Origin of the sequence: Arthrobacter sp. Soil762 (assembly GCF_001428335.1) — a bacterium.
Taxonomy (GTDB): Bacteria; Actinomycetota; Actinomycetes; order Actinomycetales; family Micrococcaceae; genus Arthrobacter.
Map to the genome: position 1 here is coordinate 169,007 of NZ_LMSG01000021.1, position 25,530 is coordinate 194,536.

The following is a 25,530-nucleotide window of genomic DNA, read 5'->3' on the forward strand; positions in this document are numbered from 1 at the left end:
CAACACAACACGTCACACTGGGCTCTGAAGTCATACTGGGCTCTAAGGAAGGGGGACGGATTGAGGTTCATCGGCGCTGGTGCGCGGCCCGGCCGCCCCCAGGTTGACCACGACCGCGTCTTCACCATCCCCAACGCCCTGACAGTGCTGCGCTTTATGGGCGTGCCGCTTTTTGTCTGGCTCGTGCTGGCCCGGAAGGAATATGGGACCGCCGTTGTGGTCCTGGTGGTCATGGCGGGAACCGACTGGATTGATGGCTACGTGGCCCGCCGCTTCGACCAGGCGTCCAAGCTCGGCCGCGTCATGGATCCGCTGGCTGACCGGCTTGCCCTGATCGCGGTGGCGGTCACCCTGGTGATTGCCGGCGTCGTCCATTGGCTGTACCTGGCCGCACTCCTGGTGCCTGACGCCGTGCTCCTGGTGCTGACGCTCTCCTACTTCCGGGGCCATCCGGACCTGCCAGTGAGCCGTGTGGGCAAAGTCCGCACCGGGCTCCTGCTCATGGGCACACCCCTGCTGGTCCTGTCGCGATTGGACACCCCGTTTGCCGGGCCGCTGCACATTGCAGCCTGGATCGTGCTGGGACTTGGGCTCACCGGCCACTGGATTGCCGCGTACAACTATTTCTGGGCCATTCTGCGGAAGGGCCGTCAGCAGTCCCATCACGACGGCGGCACCGCCTGATGGTATGGGTGGCGGTCCTGCTCGCGGTGCTTGGGGCATTCTGCCTTGCCCTGGGTGCGCAGAAGCAGGGGAGCGCCGTCAAAGCCGACACCGGCGGGCTGGCGCTGAATTCAAACGGCTTCCTCCGCCTGCTCCGCAATCCGCGGTGGGTGCTGGGACTTCTCCTGCTGTGCGTCGGGATGGGAATGAACGCGGTGGCCCTGGTCTCCGCGCCGCTGACGGTGGTGCAGCCGATCGGCGCCATTGCGCTGGTCATTACCACCGTGGTGAACGCCCGCGACCAGGACATCACCATCAACCGGGCCACGATGGTGTCCATCGCGGCCTGCGTGACCGGCTCCGCACTTTTTGTCCTGCTCGCCGTCAACGTGACGCAGGAGAACCACCACGTGAGCCAGGAGGACGAGCTCACCATTGTGCTGCTGCTGGCACTGGCCGTCGGCGTGTTCGGCACCTTGGCGGTCATGTTCCGGCACCGGATGAGCGCGTTTGTCTACATCCTCGGCGCCGGCGTCCTGTTCGGCTTTGTCGCGGTACTGACGCGTATCATCGGCAAGCACCTGCTGGACCCGAACGGGCTGGCGCTGCTCAATGTCCAGTGGTATTCGGTGGTGGCCATCGCGGCGGCCGGCGGCCTGGGTTCCTGGTTTGTGCAGAGCGCCTACTCGGGCGGCCCGCCGGACCTTGTCATCGCCGGGCTGACAGTCATCGACCCGATCGTGGGCATCGCCATCGGCATCGTGATCCTGGGCGAGCTTCGCCCGGACGTCCACGCCGTGATGGCGATTGCCATGGCTACGGCTGCTTCGCTTGCTATCGTGGGGGTGATCGCCCTTTCCAGGCACCATCCCGAGGTCACCAAGCGCAGGAAAGATGCGCGGAAGGCGGCGGGCAGGGCGTCCCACTAGCTTGTTACCCAACTCGCGCACTTTCATGACCAGCCGATTCCAAGAGGCCCCGCGCTAACGTGCCGGCGGCCAACCGGTGCGGCCAGCGACAGCTGCCCGTGCCGTGACCTTCAGGAGCTCTTCACGTGACAACGCCCTCTGACCAGCCTCCCCTGACCATCCTGATCGCCGCGGATACGTATCCGCCCCACATCAACGGGGCCGCCCAGTTCAGCTACCGCCTGGCCAACGGCATGAGCGGACGCGGCCACAACGTGCATGTGCTGGCTTGCCGGGCGGACGACGGCGCGAGCTTCACCGAGTTCCGCTCCGAGGCCACCGTGCACCGGCTCCGTTCCCACGGGGTCTTCACCCACGAGTACTTCCGTATCTGCTTCCCCTGGGAAATCAAGAAGGAGATCGGCCTCCTTTTCGATCGGATCAAGCCCGATGTGGTGCACATCCAAAGCCACTACATGATCGGTGAGCACGTCCTCTACGAAGCGGCGAAGCGGGGCATCAGGATCGTGGCCACCAACCACTTCATGCCGGAGAACCTGAACCCGTTCCTGCCGTTCCCGCAGTGGTTCAAGGACATCATCGGCAAGATCTCCTGGAAGGACATGGGCAAGGTCATGGGGCAGGCTGACGTCGTCACAACGCCCACCCCCCTGGCCGCCAAAGCCATGCACCAGCACGCTTTCCTGCACAAGGTGCTGCCACTCTCCAACGGCATTGACTCCGCAGCCTATGAGCTGCAGCCCGGCGAAGTGATCGAACCGCACGCCCACCCAACAGTGGTATTTGTGGGGCGGCTGGCCGAGGAAAAGCACGTGGACGTGCTCATCAATGCTGTGTCCAAGACGCCCGCAGAGCTCAACGTCCACCTGGAAATTGTGGGCGGCGGCGAAGTCCGCGCCGCTCTTGAAGCGCATGCGGAACGGCTCGGACTTGGGGAGCGGGTGAAATTCCTGGGACTGGCCAGCGATGAGGACCTCCGGGAGGCCTACATCAAGGCGGATCTGTTCTGCATGCCGGGGACCGCCGAGCTTCAGTCCCTGGTGACCCTGGAGGCGATGTCTGCTTCCACGCCCGTCCTGTTGGCGGATGCCATGGCCCTGCCGCACCTGGTGCGCGACGGCGAGAACGGCTATCTGTTCACACCCAACGACAGCGACGATCTCGCAGCCAAGATCACGCGGATCCTCCAGCTGCCAGACGAGGAACGGGCGGCAATGGGCCAGGCCAGCCGGCGGATGGTGGAACCGCACAGCATCGAGGGCACGCTGCAGACCTTCGAGGACCTCTACCGGGGTGCAAGCTACGACGACAAAGCCCTCTGACAGCGGTCTCGCAGTGGCCGCCCCAGCCTGGGCAGGCCTTGGCATCCTTACTGCGTGGTCCTGATGCCCGCCACTGTTTGCTAGAGTGTTTTTGCCCTGCTGAAGCCGAAGTCCTCCGCGGACCACGCCGGCAAGGGCAGGGGGCTATAGCTCAGCTGGTTAGAGCGCGGGACTCATAATCCTAAGGTCCTCGGTTCAAGTCCGAGTAGCCCTACCCAAGCACGACACCGCAGGAACCAAACCACCGTGGAACCGCGGCTGACGAGAGATCGTCGGCCGCGGTTTCTTTTGTTTTCCCGCAATCTGCGGTATGTTACTGACCAGTAACTTACCGTGCCGCTGAGTCCCGGCCTGTCCTGCCATGGCTGGCCTGTCCGCGCTGCTGATCTTTGCGAGGGAACCAAATGTCCAAAGCCTCTGTTGACATCAACAACCTTCCGTACGCCGACGGCGACTTCTTCGCCTTCGAGCAGCTTCTCACCGCCAAGGAGCAGGACCGGCTCGCCGAGATCCGGGGCTTCCTCGCCCGCGAAGTCCGGCCGATTGCCGTGGACTGCTGGAACCGCGGCGAGTTCCCCATGGAGCTCATTCCCAAGCTGGCCGAAATCGACCTGGTGAGTCCGGTCAGGCGCCAGGGCTACTCCAACCTGTTTGCCGGCCTGGTCCATGCCGAGGCCACGCGCGCCGATACCTCCATCGCCACCTTCATGGGCGTGCACGACGGACTGTTTACCGGCTCTATCGAAGCCCTGGCCTCGCAGGAACAGCAGGACGCCTGGCTCCCGGATATCTATTCGCTGAAGAAGATCGGCGCGTTCGGTCTTACGGAGCCGCTGGGAGGTTCCGACGTAGCCGGCGGCACGCGCACCACGGCACAGCGGAACGGCGACACGTGGATCCTCAATGGCGCCAAGCGCTGGATCGGCAACGCCACTTTCTCGGATTGGGTGGTCGTCTACGCCCGGGACATCGCCGACAACCAGGTCAAGGGTTTCCTCGTGGATACGGCGCTGCCCGGCTTCAGTGCCACCAAGATTGAAAACAAGATCTCCCTTCGGACCGTCCAGAACGCGGATATCGTCCTGGAGAACGTGGTGGTTCCGGACTTCTTCAAGCTGGCGGGCGCCAACAGCTTCCGCGACACCAACAAGGTCTTGAAGGTCACGCGGCTCTCCGTCGGCTGGCAGGCAGTCGGCCAGCAGCTGGCCGCCTTCGACGTGGCCCGCCGCTATGCCGTGGAACGCCACCAATTCGGCCGCCCGCTCGCGTCGTTCCAGCTCGTCCAAAGCCAGCTGGTGCAGATCCTCGGGAACGCCGTGAGCTCCATGGGGCATGATGGTCCGGCTTTCCCAGCTGGAGGATGCCGGCCAGGCCAAGGATGAACAGTCCGCCCTGGCCAAGGCATTTACCACCGCCCGGATGCGCGAAAGCGTGGCGATCGGCCGTAGCCTCCTGGGCGGCAACGGCATCGTGACCGACTTCGAGATGGCCAAGATCTTTGCGGACGCGGAAGCCATCTACTCCTATGAGGGAACCCACGAGATCAACACCCTCGTGACCGGCCGCGCCATCACCGGGATCTCGGCGATCGTCTAGAGCCGTCAGCCGTCAGCCGTCAGCCGTCAGCCGTCAGCGCTCGGCGGTCAGCCAGTGTCCAGCCCCAGGGGCAGCAGGATGGACGGGCGGAGGTCGGTAACGAATTCCAGCGGATTGATGTAGGCGTCCTCCTGCCTCACGCCCCAATGGACGCAGGCAAGAGCGCCGCAGTGCCCGGATTGCAGCGTTCCGATGATCTCGCCCTTCGCCACCACGGCCCCGGCTGCGAGCGGGCTTTCGACCGGCTCAAAACTGCTGCGGAGACCGCCCCCGTGATCGATGGTGATCACGGGGCGGTCCACCACTACTCCCACGAAACTGACGGTGCCGGACTCCGGCGAGGCGACCGGGACGCCGTCGTGCGTTGCCTCAAGGTCCACGCCACGGTGCCCGCTCATCCACGGCTTGTCCGGCGGGTCAAAGGCGCGCAGCACCGCGGGCCCGGGGGAGAGCGGCCACTCCCAGGTGGCGCGCGGCGCTGTATCCGCTGGAGCCGCCGCGGCCGGCAGTAAGAGCACTGCCGCGAGGGCAACTATTGCTTTCATAAACCCAGCTTTGCGTGCCGGATCCCTCAGCGGGAGTGCGCACTTTGGCCATGTGGAAAACGCCCGTCGAAGGCCCTCGGGTTGTCCTTCGGCTATTGGCTCCTGTTGTACACTTGATGGAGCAGTTTGCTGTGCCCTCAACGCTTGCGTCGGCACGCCTCATTCAGGAATGCGGGGGAACAGCAACTGACTACGCGTATCCAGCCCTCCAAATCTGAAGCCCCGGCTTTGTATGAGGAGGATTGTGTCTCTTGCGGTCAGGGCCTCGCGGTCCTGATGAGAGTCGCAATGGATGCCAGGAGCACGGCCCGCCTTGGGCCACGCTAAATAACCGTCAACTATTGGCAGGGTAAGAGGGCCTGAAAGGCTCTCTCATGAATGACCTGCCGGAAGGAGCGCCGGCATGCCCGTCGTAACTATGCGCCAGCTGCTTGACAGCGGCGTCCACTTTGGACACCAGACCCGCCGTTGGAACCCGAAGATGAAGCGATTCATCTTCACGGAGCGCAACGGCATCTACATCATTGACCTTCAGCAGTCGCTGTCCTACATCGACCGTGCCTACGAGTTCGTAAAGGCCACCGTTGCACACGGCGGCACCGTACTCTTCGTCGGCACCAAGAAGCAGGCCCAGGAATCCATCGCTGAGCAGGCTACCCGTGTTGGACAGCCTTACGTGAACCAGCGCTGGCTCGGCGGTATGCTGACCAACTTCCAGACCGTTTCCAAGCGCATCCAGCGCATGAAGGAACTGGAAGAGATCGACTTCGACGACGTCGCCGGTTCCGCGTACACCAAGAAGGAACTGCTGCTCCTTCGCCGTGAACTCACCAAGCTGGAAACCAACCTCGGCGGTATCCGCAACCTGACCAAAGCACCTTCCGTGCTCTGGATCGTGGACACCAAGAAGGAACACCTGGCCGTTGACGAAGCCAAGAAGCTGAACATCCCGGTTGTGGCCATCCTGGACACCAACTGCGATCCTGACGAAGTCGACTTCCCGATCCCGGGCAACGACGACGCCATCCGCTCCGTGAACCTGCTGACCCGCGTTGTCGCCGACGCCGTTGCTGAGGGCCTCATCGCCCGCCACAACCGCGCCACGGGCACCACGGAAGCTCCGGAAGAGCCGCTGGCTGAGTGGGAGCGCGAACTCCTCGAAGGCAGCAAGACTGAAGAAGCACCTGCCGCTGAGGCTGCTCCGGCTGCTGAAGAAGCTGCCGCTCCGGCAGCCGAAGAAGCTGCTCCGGTTGCCGAGGAAGCTCCGGCTGCTGCCGAGGCTCCCGCCGCCGACGCTGACAAGTAACACTAGTAAATCCGGATTCTCCGGCGCTGCCTGCAGCGCCGGAGCACCTGACAGGATGGCGGCTCACCCGGTGAGCCGCTGTCCTGTCGGTCCGTACACCACATACATTTTCTAGACAGAGGGGTTCACATGGCGAACTACACTGCCGCTGATATCAAGGCTCTGCGCGAGCGCACCGGCGCCGGCATGATGGATGTCAAGAAGGCTCTTGACGAAGCCAACGGTGACGCCGAAAAGGCCATCGAGATCATCCGCATCAAGGGCCTCAAGGGCGCTACCAAGCGCGAAGGCCGCTCCACCGCTGAAGGCCTGGTGGCCGCAAAGGTCAGCAACGGCGTCGGCGTGATGATCGAGGTCAACTGCGAGACCGACTTCGTCGCCAAGGCTGACAAGTTCATCCAGCTGGCCGACAAGGTCCTGGCCGTGGCTGTGGAGTCCGGCGCTGCCGACCTCGACACCCTCCTGGCCATCGAAGTTGACGGCAAGCCGCTGTCCGAGGTTGTCGTCGAAGAAGGCGCAATCCTCGGCGAAAAGGTTGTTGTCCGCAAGCTGTCCCGCATTGAGGGCGGCACTGTTGACGCTTACCTGCACAAGACGTCCAAGGACCTCCCGGCCCAGGTCGGCGTCCTGTTCGCTGTTGACGGTGAAGGCGAAGCCGCCGCCACCGCCGCACACGACATTGCAGTGCACATCGCAGCGATGTCCCCGAACTACCTGACCCGCGAAGACGTTCCGTCCGATCTGGTCGAGTCCGAGCGTCGCATCGCCGAAGAGACCGCCAAGGCTGAAGGCAAGCCCGAAGCCGCAATGTCCAAGATTGTGGAAGGCCGCGTTACGGGCTTCTACAAGGGTGAGGTCCTGGTTGACCAGGCTTTCGCCAAGGACGCCAAGAAGTCTGTGGCGCAGGTCCTCGAAGAGGCCGGCGTCAAGGGCACGTCCTTCGCACGTTTCCGCGTCGGCTCCTAGTCGAATCCGCAAAGGGGTGGCCACTTCGGTGGCCGCCCCTTTTGCATGCACCGGCTAGACGTCCGATGAGACCTTTGGCCACCCGACACGATAACCTTTTTCAGAGTTCACCAACGGGAAGGCACCCATGGAAGCCGTCAATTCTTCAAGCCAGCCAGAGAAAAGCAGGCGCCGCGTCCTCCTGAAGTTGTCGGGCGAGGTCTTCGGCGGCGGCAAGCTGGGCGTTGATCCCGACACCGTGCGCGACGTCGCAAAGCAGATCGCCGCAGCGGTCCCCGAAGTGGAAGTTGCCATCGTCGTCGGCGGCGGCAACTTCTTCCGCGGCGCGGAACTGTCCCAGAGCGGCATGGACCGCTCGCGCGCCGACTACATGGGCATGCTCGGCACCGTCATGAACTGCCTGGCACTGCAGGACTTCCTGGAGCAGGCCGGCGTTGAAACCCGTGTCCAGAGCGCCATCACCATGGGGCAGGTCGCCGAGGCGTACATTCCCCGCCGGGCCATCCGCCACATGGAAAAGGGCCGCGTGGTCATCTTCGGCGCCGGAGCCGGCCTGCCGTACTTCTCCACCGACACAGTGGCCGCCCAGCGCGCCCTGGAGGTCCACGCGGACGTCGTCCTGATGGCCAAGAGCGGCGTGGACGCCGTCTACACCGCGGATCCCAAGAAGGACCCCACTGCCGAGAAGCTGGACACGCTGAGCTACGACGACGCCCTGCGCCGCGACATCAGGGTCATGGACCAGACCGCAATGACCATGTGCAAGGACAACAACCTGTCCATGGTGGTTTTCGGGATGGAAGGCGAAGGGAACGTCACCCGCGCCATCCTGGGCGAAAAGCTCGGTACCCTGGTGACCCCGTAGCTGCAGCTAGGATGATCTGAGCACGGTTCCATGCCCGCAACCGGGCAACCTGGAACCAGGAACCATGAACCAAGATTGTGCAGGGAACCGGTACCCGGACTGCACTGATTTCTGAGGAGAGACAGTGATCGAAGAAACCTTGCTCGAAGCCGAAGAGAAGATGGACAAGGCGGTAGAGGTAGCCAAGGAAGACTTCGCCTCGATCCGCACCGGACGGGCAAACCCGGGCCTTTACAACAAGGTCCTCGTGGACTACTACGGTTCGCCCACCCCGCTGCAGCAGCTTGCCTCCTTCGCCATTCCGGATGCGCGCACCATCCTCATCACGCCGTTCGATAAGACCGCACTGCGGGACATCGAGCGGGCCCTGAGCGATTCCGAGGTGGGCGCCAACCCCTCCAACGACGGCAACGTCATCAGGATCACCATCCCGGACCTGACCCAGGAACGCCGCAAGGAATACGTCAAGATCGTCAAGACCAAGGGCGAGGACGCGAAGATCTCCATCCGCAACATCCGGCGCAAGGCCAAGGAAACGCTGGACAAGCTCGTCAAAGACGGCGAAGCCGGCGAGGACGAAGGCAGCCGCGCCGAAAAGGAACTGGATGGCCTGACCAAATCGCACGTGGACGGCATCGACGAGCTGCTCAAGCGCAAGGAAGCAGAGCTGCTCGAAGTCTGATGAGCCAGGCAGAGCAGGCCCCCACCCAAAGGGCGCGCACCGGGGGGAAACAGTTGCGGAGCAATCCGACGCCCAAGGCCGGCCGGAATCTTCCGGCAGCCATTGTTGTCGGCCTGGCCATGCTGATCGGCGTGCTGGGCGGCCTGGTTTTCCTCCCGCTCGGATTCGTGGCTGTCACCACCGGGTTCGCGGTCTTCGGAGTCTGGGAGATCTTCCGTGCCCTGGAGGCGAACGGGACCAGGATGCCCATCGTCCCGGTCATGGTGGGTACAGTCGCCATGCCGTTCGCCGCCTACCTCGGGGGTCTTGAGAGCCTGCTTTTCGCCATGCTCCTGAGCTGCGTGGCAGTCCTCCTCTGGCGTTCAGTGGAGAACCCCGCCGGATCAGCGAACAGCATCTTTGCCGGCGTGTTCACGCTGGGCTGGGTCCCGTTCTTCATCAGTTTCGCCACGCTGCCGCTGCACGCCGTAGGCGTCGCCACCCCGGTGGGTCTCTGGCCTGGCGGCACCGTGCCGCCCGGGGCCTGGCAGGTGGCCGTGATGCTGCTGCTGGTGGTCTCGAACGACACGTTCGGCTACCTCGTGGGCGCATCGCTGGGCAAACACCCCATGGCCCCGAAGATCAGCCCCAAGAAATCATGGGAAGGCTTCGCCGGCTCCATTGCCGGGGCCATGCTGATCGGCATCCTTGCCAGCATTTTCCTGCTGGACAAACCCTGGTGGGTGGGTGTGATCCTCGCCGTGGGCGTCGTTGCAGCATCCACCGCAGGAGACCTGGCGGAGTCGATGGTCAAACGTGAACTCGGGATCAAGGACATGAGCAGCATCCTGCCCGGACATGGGGGCGTCATGGACCGCCTGGACTCCATCGTCTTCGCCTGTCCCGTAGCCTTTGTGCTGTTCGCACTGGTTGCGGGCGTCTGACGCGACCCTCTCGGACTATCTTCGCCGGACCGCCGGCAGCGCCAATAAACTGGTGCGTAACCTGACCCAGCTGAAGCAACAAAGGATCAACAGTGGCATTGGACTTTCAACGGAAAATCCCCGCGTCGTTTGAGCGCGTGCGGGGCAACGAATTCGGGTACAACGCCAAACAGGTGGACCAGTTCCTCCAGCGGGCCAGGGTGGCATTAGAGACGCCGAAGGCCGCCATCCACGCCGTCACCAGCGCCGATGTCCGGAGCGTCTCCTTTGACCCGGTCAAGGGAGGTTACGCTGCCGCCGTCGTCGACGCAGCCCTGGACCGGCTCGAAGACGCCTTCGCCCGCCGCGAACGGGACGAACTGATCGCCGCCAAGGGCGAGGATGCCTGGCTGCGGGAGATCGGCAGCCTCTCCGGGATCCTCCGGGGCCGCCTCCACCGGCCGGACGGTGAGCGCTTCCGGCGCCCGTCAAAAAAGAAGGCCCGCAGTTACAACATCCTGGACGTCGACAATCTTTGCTACGACCTGATCGGCTACCTCGAAGAGGACAAGCCGCTCAGCGTGGACAATGTCCGCCGGGTGGTCTTCCGTCCCGCCGTGGGCAAGGACGGTTACGAAGAGACCCAGGTTGATGCCTTCCTGGACCGCGTGGTTGAACTCATGGCGGCCATAGACTGACTGCCCGTTAGCCGGTCACGGGACTCAGCGTTCGGTCACCAACGGCCGTTCGGGAGTGTGCAGCCGGGTCATGACGCGGCTCATAGTCCGCGGAATCCGGTGTTTTGTCGCCCGGGAGACGAGCACCGTCACGGCGAAGGCGGCGGGAACCGTCCACGCCGCCGGCTGGGCCAGCCAGAAGGGCGTGCCGGCAGCGCCCAGGACCGTTCCCCACACCATGGCGCCGCCGCAGAGGACGCCGCCGGTCACCATTCCGGCAATGGCGCCGGCATCGGTGAGTCCCCGCCACCAGATGCCCAGCAGGAGCACCGGGCACACAGTGGAGGCGGTAAACGCGAACACCAGGCCCACACTGCCGGCCAGAGCCAAGGAATCAGTCATCACGGCAAATCCCAGCGGAACCACAGCGGAGACGACGGCGGCGAGCCGGAATCCCCGCACGCTGCCGCCCAGGACGTCCTGGCTGATCACACCAGCCAGCGAGACCACCAGGCCCGAGGTGGTGGACAGGAACGCGGCGAAGGCCCCGGCCACCACCAACGCTGAGAGCAGGTCGCCCGCGGTTCCACCGATCAGCTGCCCCGGCAGCAGGAGAACCACCGCGTCCGCCTGCCCTGACCGGGCAAGTTCGGGCGCGAACATCCGCCCCACCAGCCCGTAGGCGGTGGGAAACAGGTAAAAAACGGAGAGCAGCCCGAGCACGATCAGCGTGGTCCGCCGTGCCGAGTGTCCGTCCGGATTCGTGTAGAAGCGGACCAGGACATGGGGGAGCCCCAGCGTGCCGAACAGCAGCGCCACCAGCAGCGAGATGTTCTGGTACGGCCCGGCGGGGGCCAGCCCGGTGGGATTCACGACGGCGGGGGCCACGGCGGCACTCCCGTCACCGGCGAGCGTGAACACGATGAACAGGACGGGCACGGCAAGGGCGGTGAGCTTCAGCCAGAACTGGAACGCCTGAACAAACGTAATGGAGCGCATGCCGCCGGCCACAACGGTCAGGCACACCACAACCACCACGGCCACAGAGCCCACCCAGGCCGGCAGTCCCGTGGTGATCCGGATGGTCAAGGCCGCGCCGTGGAGCTGCGGCACAATGTACAGCCAGCCCACCACAACAACCACCACGCTGGTCACACGGCGGACTGCGCGCGAATCCAGCCTCGCCTCGGTGAAGTCCGGGATGGTGTAGGCGCCGGAGCGGCGCAGTGGTGCGGCCACAAACAGCAGCAGCATCAGGTAGCCGGCGGTGTAGCCCACGGGAAACCACAGCGCGTCGGTACCGGACAGCAGGATCAGCCCGGCCACGCCCAGGAAACTCGCCGCCGAGAGGTACTCCCCGCCGATGGCCGAGGCGTTCCACCATGGCTTGACGGTCCGGGAAGCCACGTAGAAATCGCCGGTGGTCCGGGAAATCCGCAGGCCGTAAAACCCGATGGCGGCCGTTGCCAGCGAAACCAGCACGAGAGCGATCACACCCACTGCGGGATTCATGAGGTGGTCACTCGTCCCCGGCCAGGTCCCGGTAGCGGGCCTCGTTCCGTGCGGCGGTCCGGATATACAGCCAGGCGCTGAGGCCGATGACGGGATAAATGCCTGCACCGAGCAGGATCCAGTCGAACGGGATCCCCGCGATCCGGGTCTCGGCGAGGCCCGGTAGGGCTGCCAGCAGCAACGGGAACGCGCACAGGATCAGCATAAAGTCGATGGCCACCACCAGGGCCAGCCGCAGCTGGGAACGGATCAGGGAGCGGACGAAGACCTGCCCCACCTCGGATTCCTCCGCCGCCTCGCGCGACTCCCGGGCCGGCCGGGACGCCGAGCGCGGAGCAGTGACACGGACCCGGGTCATGCCTGCGGCCGGATGCGGGTGGCTTCGAGTTTTTCCCTGACCGTGGGAAGGTGGCGGCGGCTGATGGGCAGGACGGCACCGGCCACCGAGACGCTGGGTTTGTCCGCCGTCAGCTTCATGGACTGCACATGCTTCAGCGCGACGAGGTAGGACCGGTGCGTCCGGATAAACCCGGCCTCGGCCCACTGCTGCTCCAGGTCTGCCAGCGGAACCCGGATGAGATAGCTGGCATCCGCGGTGTGCAGCCGGGCGTAGTCGCCCTGCGCCTGGACGTACGTGACGTCGTCGCGCCTGATCATCCTGGTGGTGCCGCCCTGGTCAACGGTGATCATCTCGGGGGCGGGGCCGCCGCCGTCGCGCAGTAGCTCGCTGATCCGTCCCACCGTCCGGGACAGCCGCTCGGCCCGGACGGGCTTGAGGAGGTAGTCCACGGCGGCAAGCTCGAACGCCTCCAGGGCGCAGTCCTCGTCCGCGGTGACAAACACCACCACCGGCGGTTTGCTGCTGCGCGCGATGGCGCGGGCAACATCAAGGCCGGACACGGCGGGCATGTGAATATCCAGGAAGACGGCGTCAACCGTTGCAGTGTTCAGGGCCCGCAACGCCTCCGTGCCCGAAATGGCCCGGTGGATGACCCCGATCCGGTCATCCTTGCCCAGGAGATAGGCCAGTTCCTCCACGGCGGGTAACTCGTCGTCGGCGACGAGGACATTAATCATGGTCCTACAGTAGCCGCCGATGGCGGATGGAATCAGGCGGCTGAGATCAGAAAGCTTGGGTTCAGGCGTCGTGGCCGGGCTGGGACTTGGGCACCCGCATGGTGATCAGCGTTCCCTCGCCCGGGGCCGTCTCGATCACCAGGCCGTGCTGGTCCCCGTAAACCTGCCGGAGCCGGGCGTCCACGTTGCGCAGCCCCACGTGGTCGCCGTCGTGGTGCCCGGCCAACATCGACTGGAGCTCGGCAGGGTCCATCCCCACGCCGTCGTCCTCTATGGTCACTTCCGCATAGGCGCCCGAATCATTGGCCGTGATGGTGATGTGGCCCGCCCCTTCCTTGGCCTCCAGGCCGTGCCTGACGGCGTTCTCCACCAGCGGCTGCAGGCTCAGGAACGGGATGACGGTGCTCAGGACTTCAGGCGCGATCCGCAGGCTGACCTGGACGCGGTCACCGAAACGGGCGCGCTCCAGCAGCAGGTACCGGTCGATGCAGCGCAGTTCCTCCGCCAGCGTGGTGAAGTCACCGTGGCGCCGGAACGAGTACCTCGTAAAATCGGCGAACTCCACCACCAACTCGCGCGCCCGCTCCGGATCCGTGTTGATGAACGACGCGATCGCGTTCAGCGAGTTGTAGATGAAATGCGGACTGATCTGGGCACGCAGCGCCCGCACTTCGGCTTCCATCAGCAGCGTCCGGGATGCGTCCAGCTCAGCCAGCTCCACCTGGACGGCCACCCAGTCCGCCACTTCGCTGGTGGCACGGACCAGGCCTGCGCCCGCTGCCGGGGCAAACGCCGCCACGACGCCCACCACCCGTGAGCCGGCACGGACCGGCGCGATGACGGCGGCGAAGCTTCCGGAGGCTAGGCCCGTCCCCAGGTCCCGCGCCTGGAGCACCGCCGTCCGCCCGCCGATCAGGACGTCAGCGGCCAGTTCCATCAACCGGGGCTTCAGTTCCTCGGCGGCACCGTCCCAGGCCAGCACGCCGGTCGTATCGGTGATGGCCAGCGCATCACAGCCCAGCAAGTTCCTGAGCTGTCGGCTCGCCTTGGCGGCGCCCGCCGGATTGAGGCCCGTACGCAGATGCTGCCCGGCACTCGATGCAGCGTGGAGGGTGTTGTACGTGGCGCGCTCGGCGTCGGTGCCAAGCTCACGGAAGGACCGGAGCAGCTTGATGCCAGCACCGACGACGACGGCGATCGCCAGGGTGATCACCGCGATGGCGGCCGCGGTCAGGAGGGGGGAGTCCGGCATGGTGCCCAGCGTAGCGGCGGGTGCCGTTAGTCGCAGCATCGTAACCGCTGAGCGACCGTTCCGGCCATGGCTCTGGAATGGACACCCGCCACACCGCAGAGTGATTGCAGTCACATTGTCCGCATCCTGCCCGCAGGCTGGCCCGTGTGAACCAAGCAAGTCTCAATGAGGAGGAACGATGGGTAACGATGCCCACACTCCGGACGCAGCGGCGTCCGTGGACTTCGAACAGGTCCAGTCGACAGAGCGGTTCCAGGAACTGCGCAAACGTCACCGCAGCTTTGTGTTCCCAATGGCCGTGGCATTCCTGCTGTGGTATTTCGCGTATGTCCTCCTGGCTGACTACGCCGTCGAGTTTATGTCCACCAAAGTGTGGGGCAACATCAACGTCGGCCTGATCCTGGGCCTGCTGCAGTTCATCTCCACGTTCGCCATCACCGGCTGGTACGTCAGCTACTCCAACCGGAAGCTGGACCCCATCGCGGCGGAGATCCGCAACGAAATCGAAGGCCATGAGTTTGATAAGGACGGCAACATCCTGAGCGGAGTGACCAAATGATCGGGATTGCCACGGCCGTAGACGTTGCCGACCTGAAAGAAACCACGCTGCTCAACATGGGCATCTTCGGGCTGTTCGTCGCTGTCACCATGGTGATTGTGCTGCGGGCCAGCCGGAACAACAAAACCGCGGCGGACTACTACGCTGCCGGCCGCTCGTTCACCGGTTCCCAGAACGGAACGGCCATTGCCGGGGATTACCTGTCCGCCGCATCCTTCCTGGGGATCACCGGCGCCATCGCCATTAACGGCTATGACGGCTTTATGTACTCCATCGGTTTCCTGGTGGCCTGGCTGGTGGCGCTCCTGCTCGTGGCAGAGCTCCTCCGGAACACCGGAAAGTTCACCATGGCCGACGTCCTCTCCTTCCGGCTCAAGCAGCGGCCGGTCCGCATCGCGGCCGCCATCTCCACCCTCGCGGTTTGCTTCTTCTACCTGCTCGCGCAGATGGCTGGAGCAGGCAGCCTCATTTCGCTGCTGCTGGGCATCAGCGACTGGGGCGGACAGGCACTGGTGATCATCGTCGTCGGCGCCCTGATGATCATGTACGTCCTGATCGGCGGGATGAAGGGCACCACCTGGGTCCAGATCATCAAGGCGATCCTGCTGATTGCCGGCGCGGCCGTGATGACCTTCTGGGTTCTCGCCATCTACGGCTTCAACCTCTCCGACCTGCTGGGCGGCGCCGTGCAAACCTCCGGCAACTCGAATATGCTCAACCCCGGCCTGCAGTACGGCAAGACCGAGACGTCCAAGCTGGACTTCATGTCCTTGGCCCTCGCCCTGGTCCTGGGAACGGCTGCCCTTCCCCACGTGCTGATGCGCTTCTACACGGTTCCGACCGCCAAGGAAGCCCGCAAATCCGTTGTCTGGTCCATCGGCCTGATCGGACTTTTCTACCTGTTCACCCTGGTCCTGGGTTACGGCGCTGCAGCACTGGTGGGAGCCGAAACCATCAAGTCAGCCCCCGGCGGCGTTAATTCGGCGGCCCCGCTGCTGGCCTTCCATCTCGGCGGACCGCTGCTCCTGGGCTTTATTTCCGCGGTGGCCTTCGCCACCATCCTGGCAGTGGTGGCCGGCCTGACCATCACCGCCGCAGCGTCCTTCGCCCACGACATCTACGCCAGCGTTATCTCCAAGGGCAAGGCCGACGCCGACACCGAGGTCAAGGTGGCGCGGCGCACCGTGGTGGTCATCGGAGTCATGGCCATCCTGGGCGGCATCTTCGCCAACGGCCAGAACGTGGCCTTCCTGGTGGCGCTCGCCTTCGCCGTCGCGGCGTCGGCGAACCTCCCGACGATCGTCTACTCGCTGTTCTGGCGCCGGTTCACCACCCAGGGTGCGGTCTGGAGCATGTACGGCGGTTTGGGCTCGGCCATTATCCTGATCGCCTTCTCGCCGGTGGTTTCCGGCCTGAAGACCTCCATGATCCCGGGCGCCAACTTCGCCTTCTTCCCCTTGAGCAACCCCGGCATTGTGTCCATCCCGCTGGCGTTCCTGCTCGGCTGGCTGGGTACGGTGCTGGACAAGAAGCGCGAGGACTCGGCCAAGCAGGCCGAGATGGAAGTACGCTCCCTGACCGGCGTGGGTGCGGAGAAAGCCGTGGACCACTGATTGAAGGCTGAGTACCGAACAAGCCGACAGTCCGGAGAAAACTGGGACTTCGGAACCGGCTGACAGTCAGAGAGCCCCTGTGCCGCAAGGCACAGGGGCTCTCTGACGTTCCAGCGCAGGCGACGCTCAGCTGAGGGCGACGTTCAAAAGGCGGTGGCGTCAGCGCTGATGGTGGCCCACCGGCATGGCCGGACCACCGTGCTGACCATGCGGCACCGCAAACTGGCCCGCTGTGGAAGCGGCGAGTCCCGGCGTCGCGATCCCGGCCACCAGCACGGCACCGGCGAAAGCGGTGAGCAGCAGGATGCCGGGGCGGGCAGCGGCGGGCGCCATGCCGTCGTCGTCCATTCCGCGGAGCCGGCGCCCCTTCAGCCAGGCGCCCGACGCGACAATCATGAGCGTCAGAAGGAGCGCCGCGAGGTGGCTGAGGTGAAGGCTGGACGTGGCGCTGCTGAAGGCAAGGGCCGCCACGTGCGCCCCGGATGCCGTCAGTAGGAACGCCACGGTCCGCCCGGACCCGACAATCCGTCCGCGGTGCAAGGCCAGGACCGTCCAGAGGATCAGGGCCGCTCCCCAGCCGCCGGAGACGACCGCCAGGGCTGGCTGCCAGACGGAGCCGGACACTCCCGGCTCCGCGAGGAGGCTTGAGGAAACGGCGAGGTTCACTGAGCCGGCCCCGAATCCTGCGAAGCCGCCGAAGAGCCGGACGGCCGGGACGGCCCATCCCTCTCGTGGCTCGGCAGCCATGGCCGGCTATGCCCGGACGGCTGTTGCGGACTTGTCCATGGACAGACCCATGCCCAGCAGCAGGACCGCGCTGGCCAAGTGGAGGACGTTGTCGGCACCGTTGAGCGCGATGATGTTCAGTGGCGAGGTCAGCAGGAACAGCCCAAGCACACCGACCAGGAGATAGACGGCACCCACGCCGGTGTTGACCGTACGGGCCATGGCCGTGCTTGTCAGGCCCGCGTACAGAAGTGCGCCGCCGATGGCGAGGTGGATGACATTGTGCAGCGGATTCACTTCAAAAATGATGAGGTTGGCGCCTTCCGTGGCGAAGAAGCCGATGCCGGAGGTCACCACGAAACCCAGGAGGCCGACAAGAAGATAAACGGCACCGAAGACGGTGGCGACAAGGCGGTTCGGAGAAGTGAGGATGGCCCGAATCCTTCCGGTAAGGCGGGGACGTTTTGTCCCGGCCAGACTGCGGGATCCCGGATGGGATCCTCGTAGAAGCAATTCGGACCATGTCCCCGTGCGGATGGGATGCGGGCTTGGGTTGTGTGGCGCTAGGCCTGGGGCTTGAGCTTGATGTTGATCATTTTCAGCTCGTCGGTGCCTTCGAAGCGGTAAACGAGGTCGATCTTCTTGTCGCCGTCGCAGGTGATGAGGCCGGCGACGTCGGCCGCCTTGGTGCCGTTCTCGGTGCTGGCCTTAACTTCGTTGTAGGCAGTCTTGCAGGTGCTGTCCATCTCCAGGGTCTTGATGCCGGCAATGAAGTCCTCCTTGGTCAGCTGCTCATGGAGGGCGGGGTCAAGATAGTCGTCGTAAGCCTTGGAACTGTCGCCGGCAATCACCAGCTTGGTGAAGCTGTCAGCCAGGCCCCGGGCATGGTTGGTGGCTCCGTTGACAATGTTGACCAGGATGAGGACACCGACCACCGCCAGCAGCAGGACACCGCCCACAACGCCGAGGATGGTCCACAGCCTCCGGCGGCTTTGCGCCGGGGGCTCTTGTCCGGGCAGGCCGAATGGCCCCTGGGACGAGTATTGCCCGGGTGCACCGTATTGCTCGGGCGGGAGGAACTGCGACGGTGCACCGTATTGCCCCGGCGCACCGTGCTGTGGCGGGTTGCCGGGCAGCGGTGGCGCGCCATCCTCCCCGGGGTTGCCGGGCTGCCCCGTTGGTTGCGCGGGCTGCCCCGTTGGTTGCGCGGGCCAAGCCGCCGGCTGGACCGGCTGGTACGGTCCCTGAGGATTGCTCACGATGGAGCCTTTCCGGCAACGCACTGGCACTGCCTTATTGTTGGGACCCGCTGAACGGCACCCGTGGATTCACCTTGGAACAGCCTATAACCCAGCCCGCCGGGGCTGGGTACCGGGGCGGTAATAAGGGCTGCTGACCCTAAGCGTCTCCGGATCCCCGCTCGAGCAGCGGCTGGATGCGGAACGGGATGAGTTCGCTCATGGCCAGTGCGGTGTCCGTCCTGTCCACCCCATTGCACGCGAGGATTTTCCCGTTGATCCGGAAGAGGTCCTCGGCGTCCAGGGCCACTACCCGGAGCAGGAGGTCAGCAGAGCCGGTGAGGCCGTAGCCTTCCAGGATTTCCGGAATGCCGGCGAGGTCATGGGCCAGCTGTCCCAGTTTCTGCTGCTGGACGTGGACGGAAATGAACGCCATGAGCGGATAGCCCAGGGATGCAGGGTTGATACGCCGTTCGAAGGACAGGAAGACGTGCTTCTTCTCCAGCTGGGCCATGCGCGCCTGCACGGTGTTCCGGGACAGCCCCAGCTTCTGGGCCAACGCCACCACGGTCCGCCGGGGGTCGCGGGCCAGCGCCGAGAGTAGCCGTGTGTCCGTGCCATCCAAAGCTTGCATAATGCGCAACGTTAGCACGGTGAGGGCAGTGCAAACAGGGCATTATGCGCAATATCCGCGGCGGCGGTTGTACCCATTGAACATTGTGAGTAGGGTCACAAATATCCGGGGCAACGGCGCCCGGGCGGCCGGCGGCGGGCGGGACCACAAATCCCCAGGCTCCGGTCAAACGACGTGAGAAGGTTGCGTGCCATCGTGTCTACAGACAGGAACCTGATCCAGCTGGTTACCCCGGCAGGGGAACGGATCAGCCACCCGGAGTTTGATCCCTGGGTGAAGGACATCGGGGATGAGCAGTTGTGTTCCCTCTACGAGGACCTGACGGTCATCCGGCGGATCGATGTTGAGGCCACCGCCCTCCAGCGCCAGGGCGAGCTCGGTCTCTGGCCCCCGTTGCTGGGGCAGGAGGCGGCGCAAGTCGGTTCCGGCAGGGCCCTGCGCGAGGACGACTTTGTCTTCTCCAGCTACCGGGAAAACGGTGTGGCGTACTGCCGCGGCGTGGACCTGACGGACATTACGCGGGTGTGGCGTGGCACGGCCTCCTCCGGGTGGGATCCGTACACCGTGAATATGGCCACCCCGCAGATCATCATCGGCGCGCAGACCCTGCATGCCACCGGTTACGCCATGGGCATCCAGAACGACGGCGCGGACTCGGTGGCGGTGACATACTTCGGCGACGGTGCCATCAGCGAAGGCGACGTCAATGAGGCCTTGGTCTTTGCCGCCAGCTTCCAGGCGCCCGTCGTCTTCTTCTGCTCGAACAACCACTGGGCAATTTCGGAGCCCGTGCGGTTGCAGTCCCACATTCAGATCGCGGACCGGGCCGCCGGATTCGGCATTCCGAGCCTCCGGGTGGACGGCAATGATGTGCTGGCCGTTATGGCAGCCACGCGCGTGGCATTGGACCGTGCCCGGCACGGTGGCGGACCCACCTTCATCGAAGCGGTCACCTACCGCATGGGACCGCACACCACCGCCGACGATCCCACCCGTTACCGTGACGCCAATGAACTGGAGGACTGGGCTGCGAAGGACCCCATCCTGCGGGTCAAGGCCCTGCTGGAACGCAAAGGACTCCTGACGGATCAGGTCCAACAGCACGTTCACGACAAGGCAGAGTCAGTCGCCCGCGAAATCCGTTCGGGCTGCATCGGCATGCCGGATCCGGAGCCGATGGACATCTTCAAGCACGTGTACAGCGAGCCCAACTCGTGGCTGGACCGGCAGCAGGACCACTACGCCCGTTACCTGGCTTCCTTCGGCGATCCCGCGGGAGCCACCCCAGAAGAAGGTGCACGCTGATGACCCAGATGACCTTTGCCCGCGCCATCAATTCCGGCCTGCGCAAATCCCTCGAAAACGATCCAAAAGTCATCCTCATGGGCGAGGACATCGGTACCCTCGGCGGTGTTTTCCGGGTGACTGACGGCCTCCAGAAGGATTTCGGCACCCACCGTGTGGTGGACACGCCGCTGGCCGAATCGGCCATCATGGGCACCGCCGTCGGCCTCGCCTACCGCGGTTACCGCCCGGTGGTGGAGATCCAGTTCGACGGCTTTATCTACCCTGCCTTCGACCAGATCGTGAGCCAGGTGGCAAAGTTGCACTACCGCACACAGGGGGCCGTGAAGATGCCCATCACCATCCGCGTCCCGTTCGGAGGCGGCATCGGCTCACCCGAGCACCACTCCGAGTCGCCCGAGGCGTACTTCACGCATACCTCGGGGCTTCGCGTGGTCAGCGTCTCCAACCCGCAGGATGCCCACACCGTGATCCAGCAGGCCATCCTGTCCGATGACCCGGTACTGTACTTCGAGCCCAAGCGCCGCTACCACGACAAGGGTGAAGTGGATGAAGGCATCGATCCGCGCACCGCGCTGCCCATGGACTCCGCCCGCGTTGTCGCCGAGGGCACGGACGTGACGCTCGTGGCCTACGGGCCGTTGGTGAAGACGGCCAAGGACGCAGCAACCGCGGCCGCCGACGAAGGCATCTCCATCGAGGTCATCGACCTGCGCTCGCTGGCACCCGTGGACTACGCCACCGTTGAAGCATCCGTCCGGAAAACAGGCAGGCTGGTGGTCACCCATGAAGCCGGCCAGTCCGGTGGCCTGGGCGCCGAAGTTGCGGCCAGCATCACCGAGCGGTGCTTCTACCACCTCGAAACCGCCCCCGTCCGTATCACCGGGTTCGATATTCCCTACCCGTACTCCAAACTCGAAATGCACCATCTGCCCGGCCTGGACCGGATCCTCGACGGCGTGGACCGCGCCCTCGGACGCCCGAACTCTCTCAGCGGGTTGGAAGGATGAGCGCCACCATGATCAAGGAATTCAGGCTCCCGGACCTCGGCGAAGGCCTCACGGAATCAGAAATCCTCAGCTGGAAAGTGGCAGTGGGGGACACGGTGACGCTGAACCAGGTCATCGCCGAGGTGGAAACCGCAAAGGCCGTGGTGGAGCTGCCGTCACCGTTCGCGGGCGTGATCACTGCGCTCCATGAAGAGCCGGGAACAATCGTGGAGGTAGGCAAGCCGATCGTCTCCTTCGAAGTAGCGGACGACGGCGGCGCCTCGCCTTCAGGGGCTGCGCCCGCCGGGGTGGCCACTGCTGCGGCGGGGGCCGCGAAACGCGAGCCGAACCTGGTTGGGTACGGCGCCGTCGTCGAAAGCTCGGGCCGTCCCGCCCGCCGGGCCCGCACTTTCACCACCCCGGCGGTTGAGCATGTTCGCGGCCCGGTGGTTGAGCCTGTCCGACCCGAAAACCCTGTGGTTGAGCCTGTCGAAACCGACACCGCGGAGCGTCCACGCTCCACCCCGCCGGTCCGGAAACTGGCCAAGGACCTCGGCGTCGAACTGGCCGCGGTCGCGGGCACCGGAGCCGGCGGCCTGATCACGCGGGAGGATGTCCAGAATTTTGTTGGCGGCGGCGAATTGTCGGCACCGGTACGCCATCTTTCCGCCGTATCCGATTCGGGTTCCCCCGCGGGACTGGCGCCACAGGGTGGGCGGGAAGTCAGGACTCCCATCAAGGGTGTCCGCAAGTTCACGGCCGCCGCGATGGTGGCAAGTGCGTTCACGGCTCCCCACGCGACGGAATTCCTCACGGTGGATGTCACGCCCACCATGGACCTGCTGGCCAAGCTGAAGACGAGCCGGGCCTTTTCCGGCTACAAGCTCACACCGCTGACGCTGGTGGCGAAGGCTGTGCTGATCGCGCTGCGGCGGAACCCGTCGCTGAATTCGCGGTGGGAGGAAGCCAGCCAGGAGATCGTGCAGTTCAACTACGTGAACCTGGGCATCGCCGCCGCAACTCCGCGCGGGCTCACGGTGCCGAATATCAAGGACGCGGATACCCTGTCGCTGCTGGAACTCTCCGCAGCCCTGACCGGGCTGACCGAGACGGCACGGGCCGGCAAGACCGCGCCGGCAGACCTGTCCGGCGGCACTATCTCCATCACGAATATCGGGGTCTTCGGCATCGACGCGGGCACTCCCATCCTGAACCCCGGCGAGGCTGCCATCCTGGCCATGGGGGCCGTGCGGAAAATGCCGTGGGAATTCCAGGATGAGGTGGCCCTGCGCCAGGTCATGACGCTGAGCCTGTCCTTTGACCATCGCCTGGTGGACGGGGAGCAGGGCTCGCGGTTCCTCGCCGATATTGGCGCCATCCTGGCCGAACCCGGCATGGTGCTCACGATGGTCTAACCCACGAGTTTTTGTCCAGATATTCCGGGTTTTGGGCGAGTCTAACTCAGTTTATCTGGACAAAAACTCCAGGGTCTGGGCCTGCGCAACGTCCAGCGTCATGTCGTGATTCGTAAGTGCGGCCTTGGCCCGCATTAGCGGTGCTGACACACAGGGGCCCAGCGCCGGTTATGCGGGCCAGAGCCGCTCCTGTGGCCGGGAGCCTCTGAGCGCCCGCTCTTGAAATCGTGTCCTGGTCAGGAGGCTTGGGGAACGTTCACCATGAGCGCCGCAAGCGCCATGCTCTCGAGAAGCGGCCGGGCCGTTTTGGGCGCGATTTTCCGTCCGTGGTTGCGCACCGAGTGTGGCGTGGAGTTGATCAGGCCGAACGTAGCGTGCGCCCGCATCCGCAGTTCGACGGCGTCGGTGCCCGGATGCAGCAGCGCCAGGACCTCCACCCAAATCTCCACGTAGTTCCGCTGCAGTGCCCGTACCTCGGACTGGTCCTTCTGGGAGAGGTTGCTGAAATCCCGGTCCTGCACCCGGATCACGTCGGGCTTGCCAAGGGCAAACGCCACGTGGAACCCCACCAGCCTGCGGAGCGCTGCGAGGGGGTCCGTGGTCTCGGCAATGACGCGCCGGCCGCCGTCGAGCAGCTCGCGGCTGACGGTAAGCAGCAGGTCTCCCAACACCGCCTGCTTGCCCTGGAAGTGGCGATAGACGGCCGGGCCGCTGACACCGGCTGCCGCGCCCAGGTCTTCCAGCGATACCCGGTTGAATCCGTGCAGGGCGAAGAGCGCCGCGGCGGCGGCAAGCAGCGCCTGGCGGCGGTTCTCCTTCGCCTGGCTGCGGGGCGTTCCAGGAGCTGCCGCGGCCTCGGGTGTTCCAGGAGCTGCCGGCGTCGCCGAAGCGGCCTGCGCTGCCGAAACGGGTTGTGTTGCCGAGTTCGGATGCTCAGACTGGGCCGGTGCGGACGGCTTGACCGGTCGGGTGGTGGGCACGCTTTTCCTCCTAGGAACAGCCGATTCTAGCAATGTCCTGTTGTGTTGGACATCACAGTTAATAAAGACTAACCTGAATTCCAGTTATAAAGCATTAACCGAGCTGGCTTTTCCGGCTCTCGCCGGAGCCTTGGTGGCTTTCAATAGATGACGAACGGATGCAGTCGATGGAGACTCTCGCCAGCCGGCTTGATGCCGCAAGTGAAGCGTTTGCTGCAAACAACGCTGCCCAGCTCGCGCTGGCCGCCGAGCTCCGGAGCAGGCTGGCTGAGGCGGCGTTGGGCGGGCCGGAGAGTTCGCGGGAGCGCCATGTGGGGCGCGGGAAGCTGCTGCCCCGGGAGCGCATTGACCGGCTGCTGGATGATGGCAGCCCGTTCCTGGAGATCGCGCCGCTGGCAGCCAACGGCATGTACAACAACGACTCGCCGGGAGCCGGGGTTATTGCCGGCATCGGCCTGGTCCACGGCCGCCAGGTGCTGGTGATCTCCAACGACGCCACCGTCAAGGGCGGCACCTACTACCCGATGACCGTGAAGAAGCACCTCCGCGCCCAGGAGATAGCGCTGGAGAACCGGCTGCCGTGCATCTATCTGGTGGATTCGGGCGGGGCGTTCCTCCCGAAGCAGGACGAAGTCTTTCCTGACAAGGAGCATTTCGGCCGGATCTTCTTTAACCAGGCGAAGATGTCTGCCGCGAAGATCCCGCAGATCGCCTCGGTGATGGGCTCCTGCACGGCAGGCGGTGCTTACGTTCCGGCGATGAGCGATGAGACGGTGATCGTGCGGAACCAGGGCACTATCTTCCTGGGCGGTCCGCCGCTGGTGAAGGCTGCCATCGGGGAGATCGTCACGGCGGAGGAACTGGGCGGCGGTGACGTGCACTCGAAAGTCTCCGGCGTCACCGACCACCTTGCGGAGAACGATGAGCATGCCCTGCAGATCGTCCGGGACATCGTCTCCACCCTGCCGAGGCCGGCTGCCCCTGCCTGGGATGTGGACACCGTCGTCGAGCCCCTCGCGGATCCGGCGGAGTTGTACGGCGCCGTCCCGACGGACGTCAACGCGCAGTACGACGTCCACGAGGTCATTGCCCGGCTGGTGGACGGCAGCAGGTTCCACGAGTTCAAGAAGGAGTACGGCACCACCCTGGTCACAGGTTTTGCGAGGCTGCACGGGCATCCGGTGGGGATCGTGGCCAACAACGGCGTGCTCTTCAGCGAGTCCTCGCTCAAGGGCGCGCACTTCATCGAACTCTGCGACCAGCGCGGCATTCCGCTTATTTTCCTGCAGAACATTTCCGGGTTTATGGTGGGCAGGGATTCCGAGCAGGGTGGCATTGCCAAAAACGGCGCCAAGATGGTCACCGCCGTCGCCACCGCCCGGGTGCCCAAGCTGACCGTCGTCATCGGCGGGTCCTTCGGCGCCGGCAACTACTCCATGTGCGGGCGGGCGTACTCGCCGCGCTTCCTGTGGATGTGGCCGGCAAGCCGCATCTCGGTGATGGGAGGGAACCAGGCCTCCGGCGTTCTCGCAACCGTCAAGCGTGACCAGTACGAGACCCGTGGCGAGGAATGGTCCGCAGCGGACGAGGAAGCCTTCAAGGCCCCGATCAAACAGCAGTACGAGGACCAGGGCAGCCCGTACTATTCCACCGCCCGCCTCTGGGACGACGGTGTGATCGACCCCGCGGATACCCGCACCGTTCTGGGACTGGCGCTCGACGTCGTCTCCCGCACCCCCCTGCCGGAGACCTCCTTCGGCCTTTTCCGGATGTGAGC

General features: G+C 64.8%; 25 protein-coding genes, 1 tRNA gene and 1 pseudogene. 17 read left to right on the forward strand and 10 right to left on the reverse strand.

Annotation, left to right across the window (positions count from 1 at the left end; all coding sequences use genetic code 11):
* Positions 1-60 precede the first annotated feature (60 nt).
* The 5 genes and pseudogenes from ASG77_RS18450 to ASG77_RS18470 all read left to right on the forward strand — a co-directional run bounded on the left by ASG77_RS18450 (position 61) and on the right by ASG77_RS18470 (position 4,510).
* A complete protein-coding gene (locus tag ASG77_RS18450; protein WP_056348261.1) occupies positions 61-684 on the forward strand; it encodes a CDP-alcohol phosphatidyltransferase family protein in 624 nt (207 codons plus the stop codon).
* A complete protein-coding gene (locus ASG77_RS18455; protein WP_056348264.1) occupies positions 684-1,592 on the forward strand; it encodes a DMT family transporter in 909 nt (302 codons plus the stop codon). Before ASG77_RS18450 ends, ASG77_RS18455 begins: the two co-directional genes overlap by 1 nt.
* A gap of 125 nt (positions 1,593-1,717) precedes the next feature.
* Positions 1,718-2,914, forward strand: a complete 1,197-nt coding sequence (locus ASG77_RS18460; protein ID WP_056348265.1) for a glycosyltransferase — start codon at positions 1,718-1,720, stop codon at positions 2,912-2,914.
* 140 nt (positions 2,915-3,054) lie between these two features.
* Positions 3,055-3,128 (forward strand) — tRNA-Ile (locus ASG77_RS18465).
* A gap of 190 nt (positions 3,129-3,318) precedes the next feature.
* Positions 3,319-4,510, forward strand: a pseudogene (locus ASG77_RS18470) (acyl-CoA dehydrogenase family protein).
* 47 nt (positions 4,511-4,557) lie between these two features.
* Here the strand turns inward: ASG77_RS18470 and ASG77_RS18475 are convergent.
* On the reverse strand, positions 4,558-5,055 hold the full coding sequence (locus ASG77_RS18475) for a M23 family metallopeptidase (RefSeq protein WP_056348266.1): 498 nt from the start codon (positions 5,053-5,055) through the stop codon (positions 4,558-4,560).
* 403 nt (positions 5,056-5,458) lie between these two features.
* On the opposite strand from ASG77_RS18475, the gene rpsB reads away from it, so the two are divergent.
* The 6 genes from rpsB (at position 5,459) to ASG77_RS18505 (ending at position 10,474) form a co-directional block, all read left to right on the forward strand.
* Positions 5,459-6,361: a 30S ribosomal protein S2 gene (gene rpsB / locus ASG77_RS18480; protein WP_056348267.1), complete on the forward strand. Its 903-nt coding sequence runs from the start codon at positions 5,459-5,461 to the stop codon at positions 6,359-6,361.
* A 129-nt stretch (positions 6,362-6,490) separates the two neighbouring features.
* Positions 6,491-7,327, forward strand: a complete 837-nt coding sequence (gene tsf / locus ASG77_RS18485; RefSeq protein ID WP_056348268.1) for a translation elongation factor Ts — start codon at positions 6,491-6,493, stop codon at positions 7,325-7,327.
* 127 nt (positions 7,328-7,454) lie between these two features.
* Entirely contained in the window at positions 7,455-8,192 is a 738-nt protein-coding gene (pyrH, locus tag ASG77_RS18490; RefSeq protein ID WP_056348271.1) for a UMP kinase, read from the forward strand.
* Positions 8,193-8,316: 124 nt separating this feature from the next.
* A complete protein-coding gene (gene frr, locus ASG77_RS18495) occupies positions 8,317-8,874 on the forward strand; it encodes a ribosome recycling factor (protein WP_056348274.1) in 558 nt (185 codons plus the stop codon).
* Positions 8,874-9,797 (forward strand): phosphatidate cytidylyltransferase, encoded by a 924-nt coding sequence (locus tag ASG77_RS18500; protein ID WP_056348275.1) that lies wholly within the window; start codon positions 8,874-8,876, stop codon positions 9,795-9,797. The genes frr and ASG77_RS18500 overlap by 1 nt, the downstream gene beginning before the upstream one ends.
* A 92-nt stretch (positions 9,798-9,889) precedes the next feature.
* Positions 9,890-10,474 (forward strand): DivIVA domain-containing protein, encoded by a 585-nt coding sequence (locus ASG77_RS18505; RefSeq protein ID WP_056348278.1) that lies wholly within the window; start codon positions 9,890-9,892, stop codon positions 10,472-10,474.
* 24 nt (positions 10,475-10,498) lie between these two features.
* Here the strand turns inward: ASG77_RS18505 and ASG77_RS18510 are convergent, their stop codons facing one another.
* The 4 genes from ASG77_RS18510 to ASG77_RS18525 form a co-directional block, all read right to left on the reverse strand.
* Positions 10,499-11,965, reverse strand: a complete 1,467-nt coding sequence (locus tag ASG77_RS18510; RefSeq protein ID WP_056348281.1) for a sodium/solute symporter — start codon at positions 11,963-11,965, stop codon at positions 10,499-10,501.
* Between the two features lie 7 nt (positions 11,966-11,972).
* Positions 11,973-12,323 (reverse strand): hypothetical protein, encoded by a 351-nt coding sequence (locus ASG77_RS18515; protein ID WP_056348284.1) that lies wholly within the window; start codon positions 12,321-12,323, stop codon positions 11,973-11,975.
* Positions 12,320-13,042: a LytR/AlgR family response regulator transcription factor gene (locus ASG77_RS18520; protein ID WP_056348285.1), complete on the reverse strand. Its 723-nt coding sequence runs from the start codon at positions 13,040-13,042 to the stop codon at positions 12,320-12,322. Before ASG77_RS18520 ends, ASG77_RS18515 begins: the two co-directional genes overlap by 4 nt.
* 61 nt (positions 13,043-13,103) lie before the next feature.
* A complete protein-coding gene (locus tag ASG77_RS18525; RefSeq protein ID WP_056348471.1) occupies positions 13,104-14,294 on the reverse strand; it encodes a sensor histidine kinase in 1,191 nt (396 codons plus the stop codon).
* A 178-nt stretch (positions 14,295-14,472) separates the two neighbouring features.
* On the opposite strand from ASG77_RS18525, the gene ASG77_RS18530 reads away from it, so the two are divergent.
* Both ASG77_RS18530 and ASG77_RS18535 read left to right on the forward strand, forming a co-directional pair.
* The gene (locus tag ASG77_RS18530) at positions 14,473-14,853 is read left to right on the forward strand and encodes a DUF485 domain-containing protein (RefSeq protein ID WP_056348289.1); all 381 of its coding nucleotides are present in this window, start codon (positions 14,473-14,475) and stop codon (positions 14,851-14,853) included.
* Positions 14,850-16,466 carry a solute symporter family protein gene (locus ASG77_RS18535; protein ID WP_056348292.1) on the forward strand — a complete coding sequence of 539 codons (1,617 nt, stop codon included), beginning with the start codon at positions 14,850-14,852 and terminating at the stop codon, positions 16,464-16,466. The genes ASG77_RS18530 and ASG77_RS18535 overlap by 4 nt, the downstream gene beginning before the upstream one ends.
* Before the next feature lie 159 nt (positions 16,467-16,625).
* Here ASG77_RS18535 and ASG77_RS18540 read toward each other — a convergent pair whose 3' ends face one another.
* From ASG77_RS18540 to ASG77_RS18555, 4 genes are all read right to left on the reverse strand, one after another.
* Positions 16,626-17,213 carry a hypothetical protein gene (locus ASG77_RS18540; protein WP_056348295.1) on the reverse strand — a complete coding sequence of 196 codons (588 nt, stop codon included), beginning with the start codon at positions 17,211-17,213 and terminating at the stop codon, positions 16,626-16,628.
* 6 nt (positions 17,214-17,219) lie between these two features.
* On the reverse strand, positions 17,220-17,624 hold the full coding sequence (locus ASG77_RS18545) for a DUF4383 domain-containing protein (RefSeq protein ID WP_056348474.1): 405 nt from the start codon (positions 17,622-17,624) through the stop codon (positions 17,220-17,222).
* A 131-nt stretch (positions 17,625-17,755) separates the two neighbouring features.
* Positions 17,756-18,451, reverse strand: coding sequence for a hypothetical protein (locus ASG77_RS18550; RefSeq protein ID WP_235564659.1), 696 nt, complete (start codon positions 18,449-18,451; stop codon positions 17,756-17,758).
* Positions 18,452-18,590: 139 nt separating this feature from the next.
* A complete protein-coding gene (locus tag ASG77_RS18555) occupies positions 18,591-19,064 on the reverse strand; it encodes an Lrp/AsnC family transcriptional regulator (RefSeq protein ID WP_056348298.1) in 474 nt (157 codons plus the stop codon).
* A gap of 195 nt (positions 19,065-19,259) precedes the next feature.
* Between ASG77_RS18555 and pdhA the strand changes: the two genes are divergently transcribed.
* Genes pdhA through ASG77_RS18570 form a run of 3 tightly spaced genes read left to right on the forward strand, consistent with a single transcriptional unit; the run spans position 19,260 to position 22,773 of the window.
* Positions 19,260-20,369 (forward strand): pyruvate dehydrogenase (acetyl-transferring) E1 component subunit alpha, encoded by a 1,110-nt coding sequence (pdhA, locus tag ASG77_RS18560; protein WP_200950801.1) that lies wholly within the window; start codon positions 19,260-19,262, stop codon positions 20,367-20,369.
* Positions 20,369-21,379, forward strand: coding sequence for an alpha-ketoacid dehydrogenase subunit beta (locus ASG77_RS18565; RefSeq protein ID WP_056348302.1), 1,011 nt, complete (start codon positions 20,369-20,371; stop codon positions 21,377-21,379). Before pdhA ends, ASG77_RS18565 begins: the two co-directional genes overlap by 1 nt.
* An 8-nt stretch (positions 21,380-21,387) precedes the next feature.
* On the forward strand, positions 21,388-22,773 hold the full coding sequence (locus ASG77_RS18570; RefSeq protein WP_235564661.1) for a dihydrolipoamide acetyltransferase family protein: 1,386 nt from the start codon (positions 21,388-21,390) through the stop codon (positions 22,771-22,773).
* 236 nt (positions 22,774-23,009) lie between these two features.
* Here the strand turns inward: ASG77_RS18570 and ASG77_RS18575 are convergent, their stop codons facing one another.
* Positions 23,010-23,753, reverse strand: coding sequence for an SACE_7040 family transcriptional regulator (locus ASG77_RS18575; RefSeq protein WP_056348309.1), 744 nt, complete (start codon positions 23,751-23,753; stop codon positions 23,010-23,012).
* Positions 23,754-23,920: 167 nt separating this feature from the next.
* Here ASG77_RS18575 and ASG77_RS18580 point away from each other — a divergent pair, with 167 nt between their 5' ends.
* Complete coding sequence (locus tag ASG77_RS18580; protein ID WP_056348313.1) at positions 23,921-25,528, forward strand: carboxyl transferase domain-containing protein; 1,608 nt, start codon at positions 23,921-23,923, stop codon at positions 25,526-25,528.
* Positions 25,529-25,530 lie beyond the last annotated feature (2 nt).

Bases quoted from the DNA above. Each gene is read 5' to 3' on its own strand.
- ASG77_RS18455 (WP_056348264.1), top strand. From the start codon at position 684: ATGGTATGGGTGGCGGTCCTGCTCGCGGTGCTTGGGGCATTCTGCCTT.
- ASG77_RS18475 (WP_056348266.1), bottom strand. From the start codon at position 5,055: ATGAAAGCAATAGTTGCCCTCGCGGCAGTGCTCTTACTGCCGGCCGCG.
- rpsB (WP_056348267.1), top strand. From the start codon at position 5,459: ATGCCCGTCGTAACTATGCGCCAGCTGCTTGACAGCGGCGTCCACTTT.
- tsf (WP_056348268.1), top strand. From the start codon at position 6,491: ATGGCGAACTACACTGCCGCTGATATCAAGGCTCTGCGCGAGCGCACC.
- pyrH (WP_056348271.1), top strand. From the start codon at position 7,455: ATGGAAGCCGTCAATTCTTCAAGCCAGCCAGAGAAAAGCAGGCGCCGC.
- ASG77_RS18500 (WP_056348275.1), top strand. From the start codon at position 8,874: ATGAGCCAGGCAGAGCAGGCCCCCACCCAAAGGGCGCGCACCGGGGGG.
- ASG77_RS18510 (WP_056348281.1), bottom strand. From the start codon at position 11,965: ATGAATCCCGCAGTGGGTGTGATCGCTCTCGTGCTGGTTTCGCTGGCA.
- ASG77_RS18515 (WP_056348284.1), bottom strand. From the start codon at position 12,323: ATGACCCGGGTCCGTGTCACTGCTCCGCGCTCGGCGTCCCGGCCGGCC.
- ASG77_RS18520 (WP_056348285.1), bottom strand. From the start codon at position 13,042: ATGATTAATGTCCTCGTCGCCGACGACGAGTTACCCGCCGTGGAGGAA.
- ASG77_RS18525 (WP_056348471.1), bottom strand. From the start codon at position 14,294: ATGCCGGACTCCCCCCTCCTGACCGCGGCCGCCATCGCGGTGATCACC.
- ASG77_RS18530 (WP_056348289.1), top strand. From the start codon at position 14,473: ATGGGTAACGATGCCCACACTCCGGACGCAGCGGCGTCCGTGGACTTC.
- ASG77_RS18535 (WP_056348292.1), top strand. From the start codon at position 14,850: ATGATCGGGATTGCCACGGCCGTAGACGTTGCCGACCTGAAAGAAACC.
- ASG77_RS18540 (WP_056348295.1), bottom strand. From the start codon at position 17,213: ATGGCTGCCGAGCCACGAGAGGGATGGGCCGTCCCGGCCGTCCGGCTC.
- ASG77_RS18555 (WP_056348298.1), bottom strand. From the start codon at position 19,064: ATGCAAGCTTTGGATGGCACGGACACACGGCTACTCTCGGCGCTGGCC.
- ASG77_RS18565 (WP_056348302.1), top strand. From the start codon at position 20,369: ATGACCCAGATGACCTTTGCCCGCGCCATCAATTCCGGCCTGCGCAAA.
- ASG77_RS18570 (WP_235564661.1), top strand. From the start codon at position 21,388: ATGATCAAGGAATTCAGGCTCCCGGACCTCGGCGAAGGCCTCACGGAA.
- ASG77_RS18580 (WP_056348313.1), top strand. From the start codon at position 23,921: ATGGAGACTCTCGCCAGCCGGCTTGATGCCGCAAGTGAAGCGTTTGCT.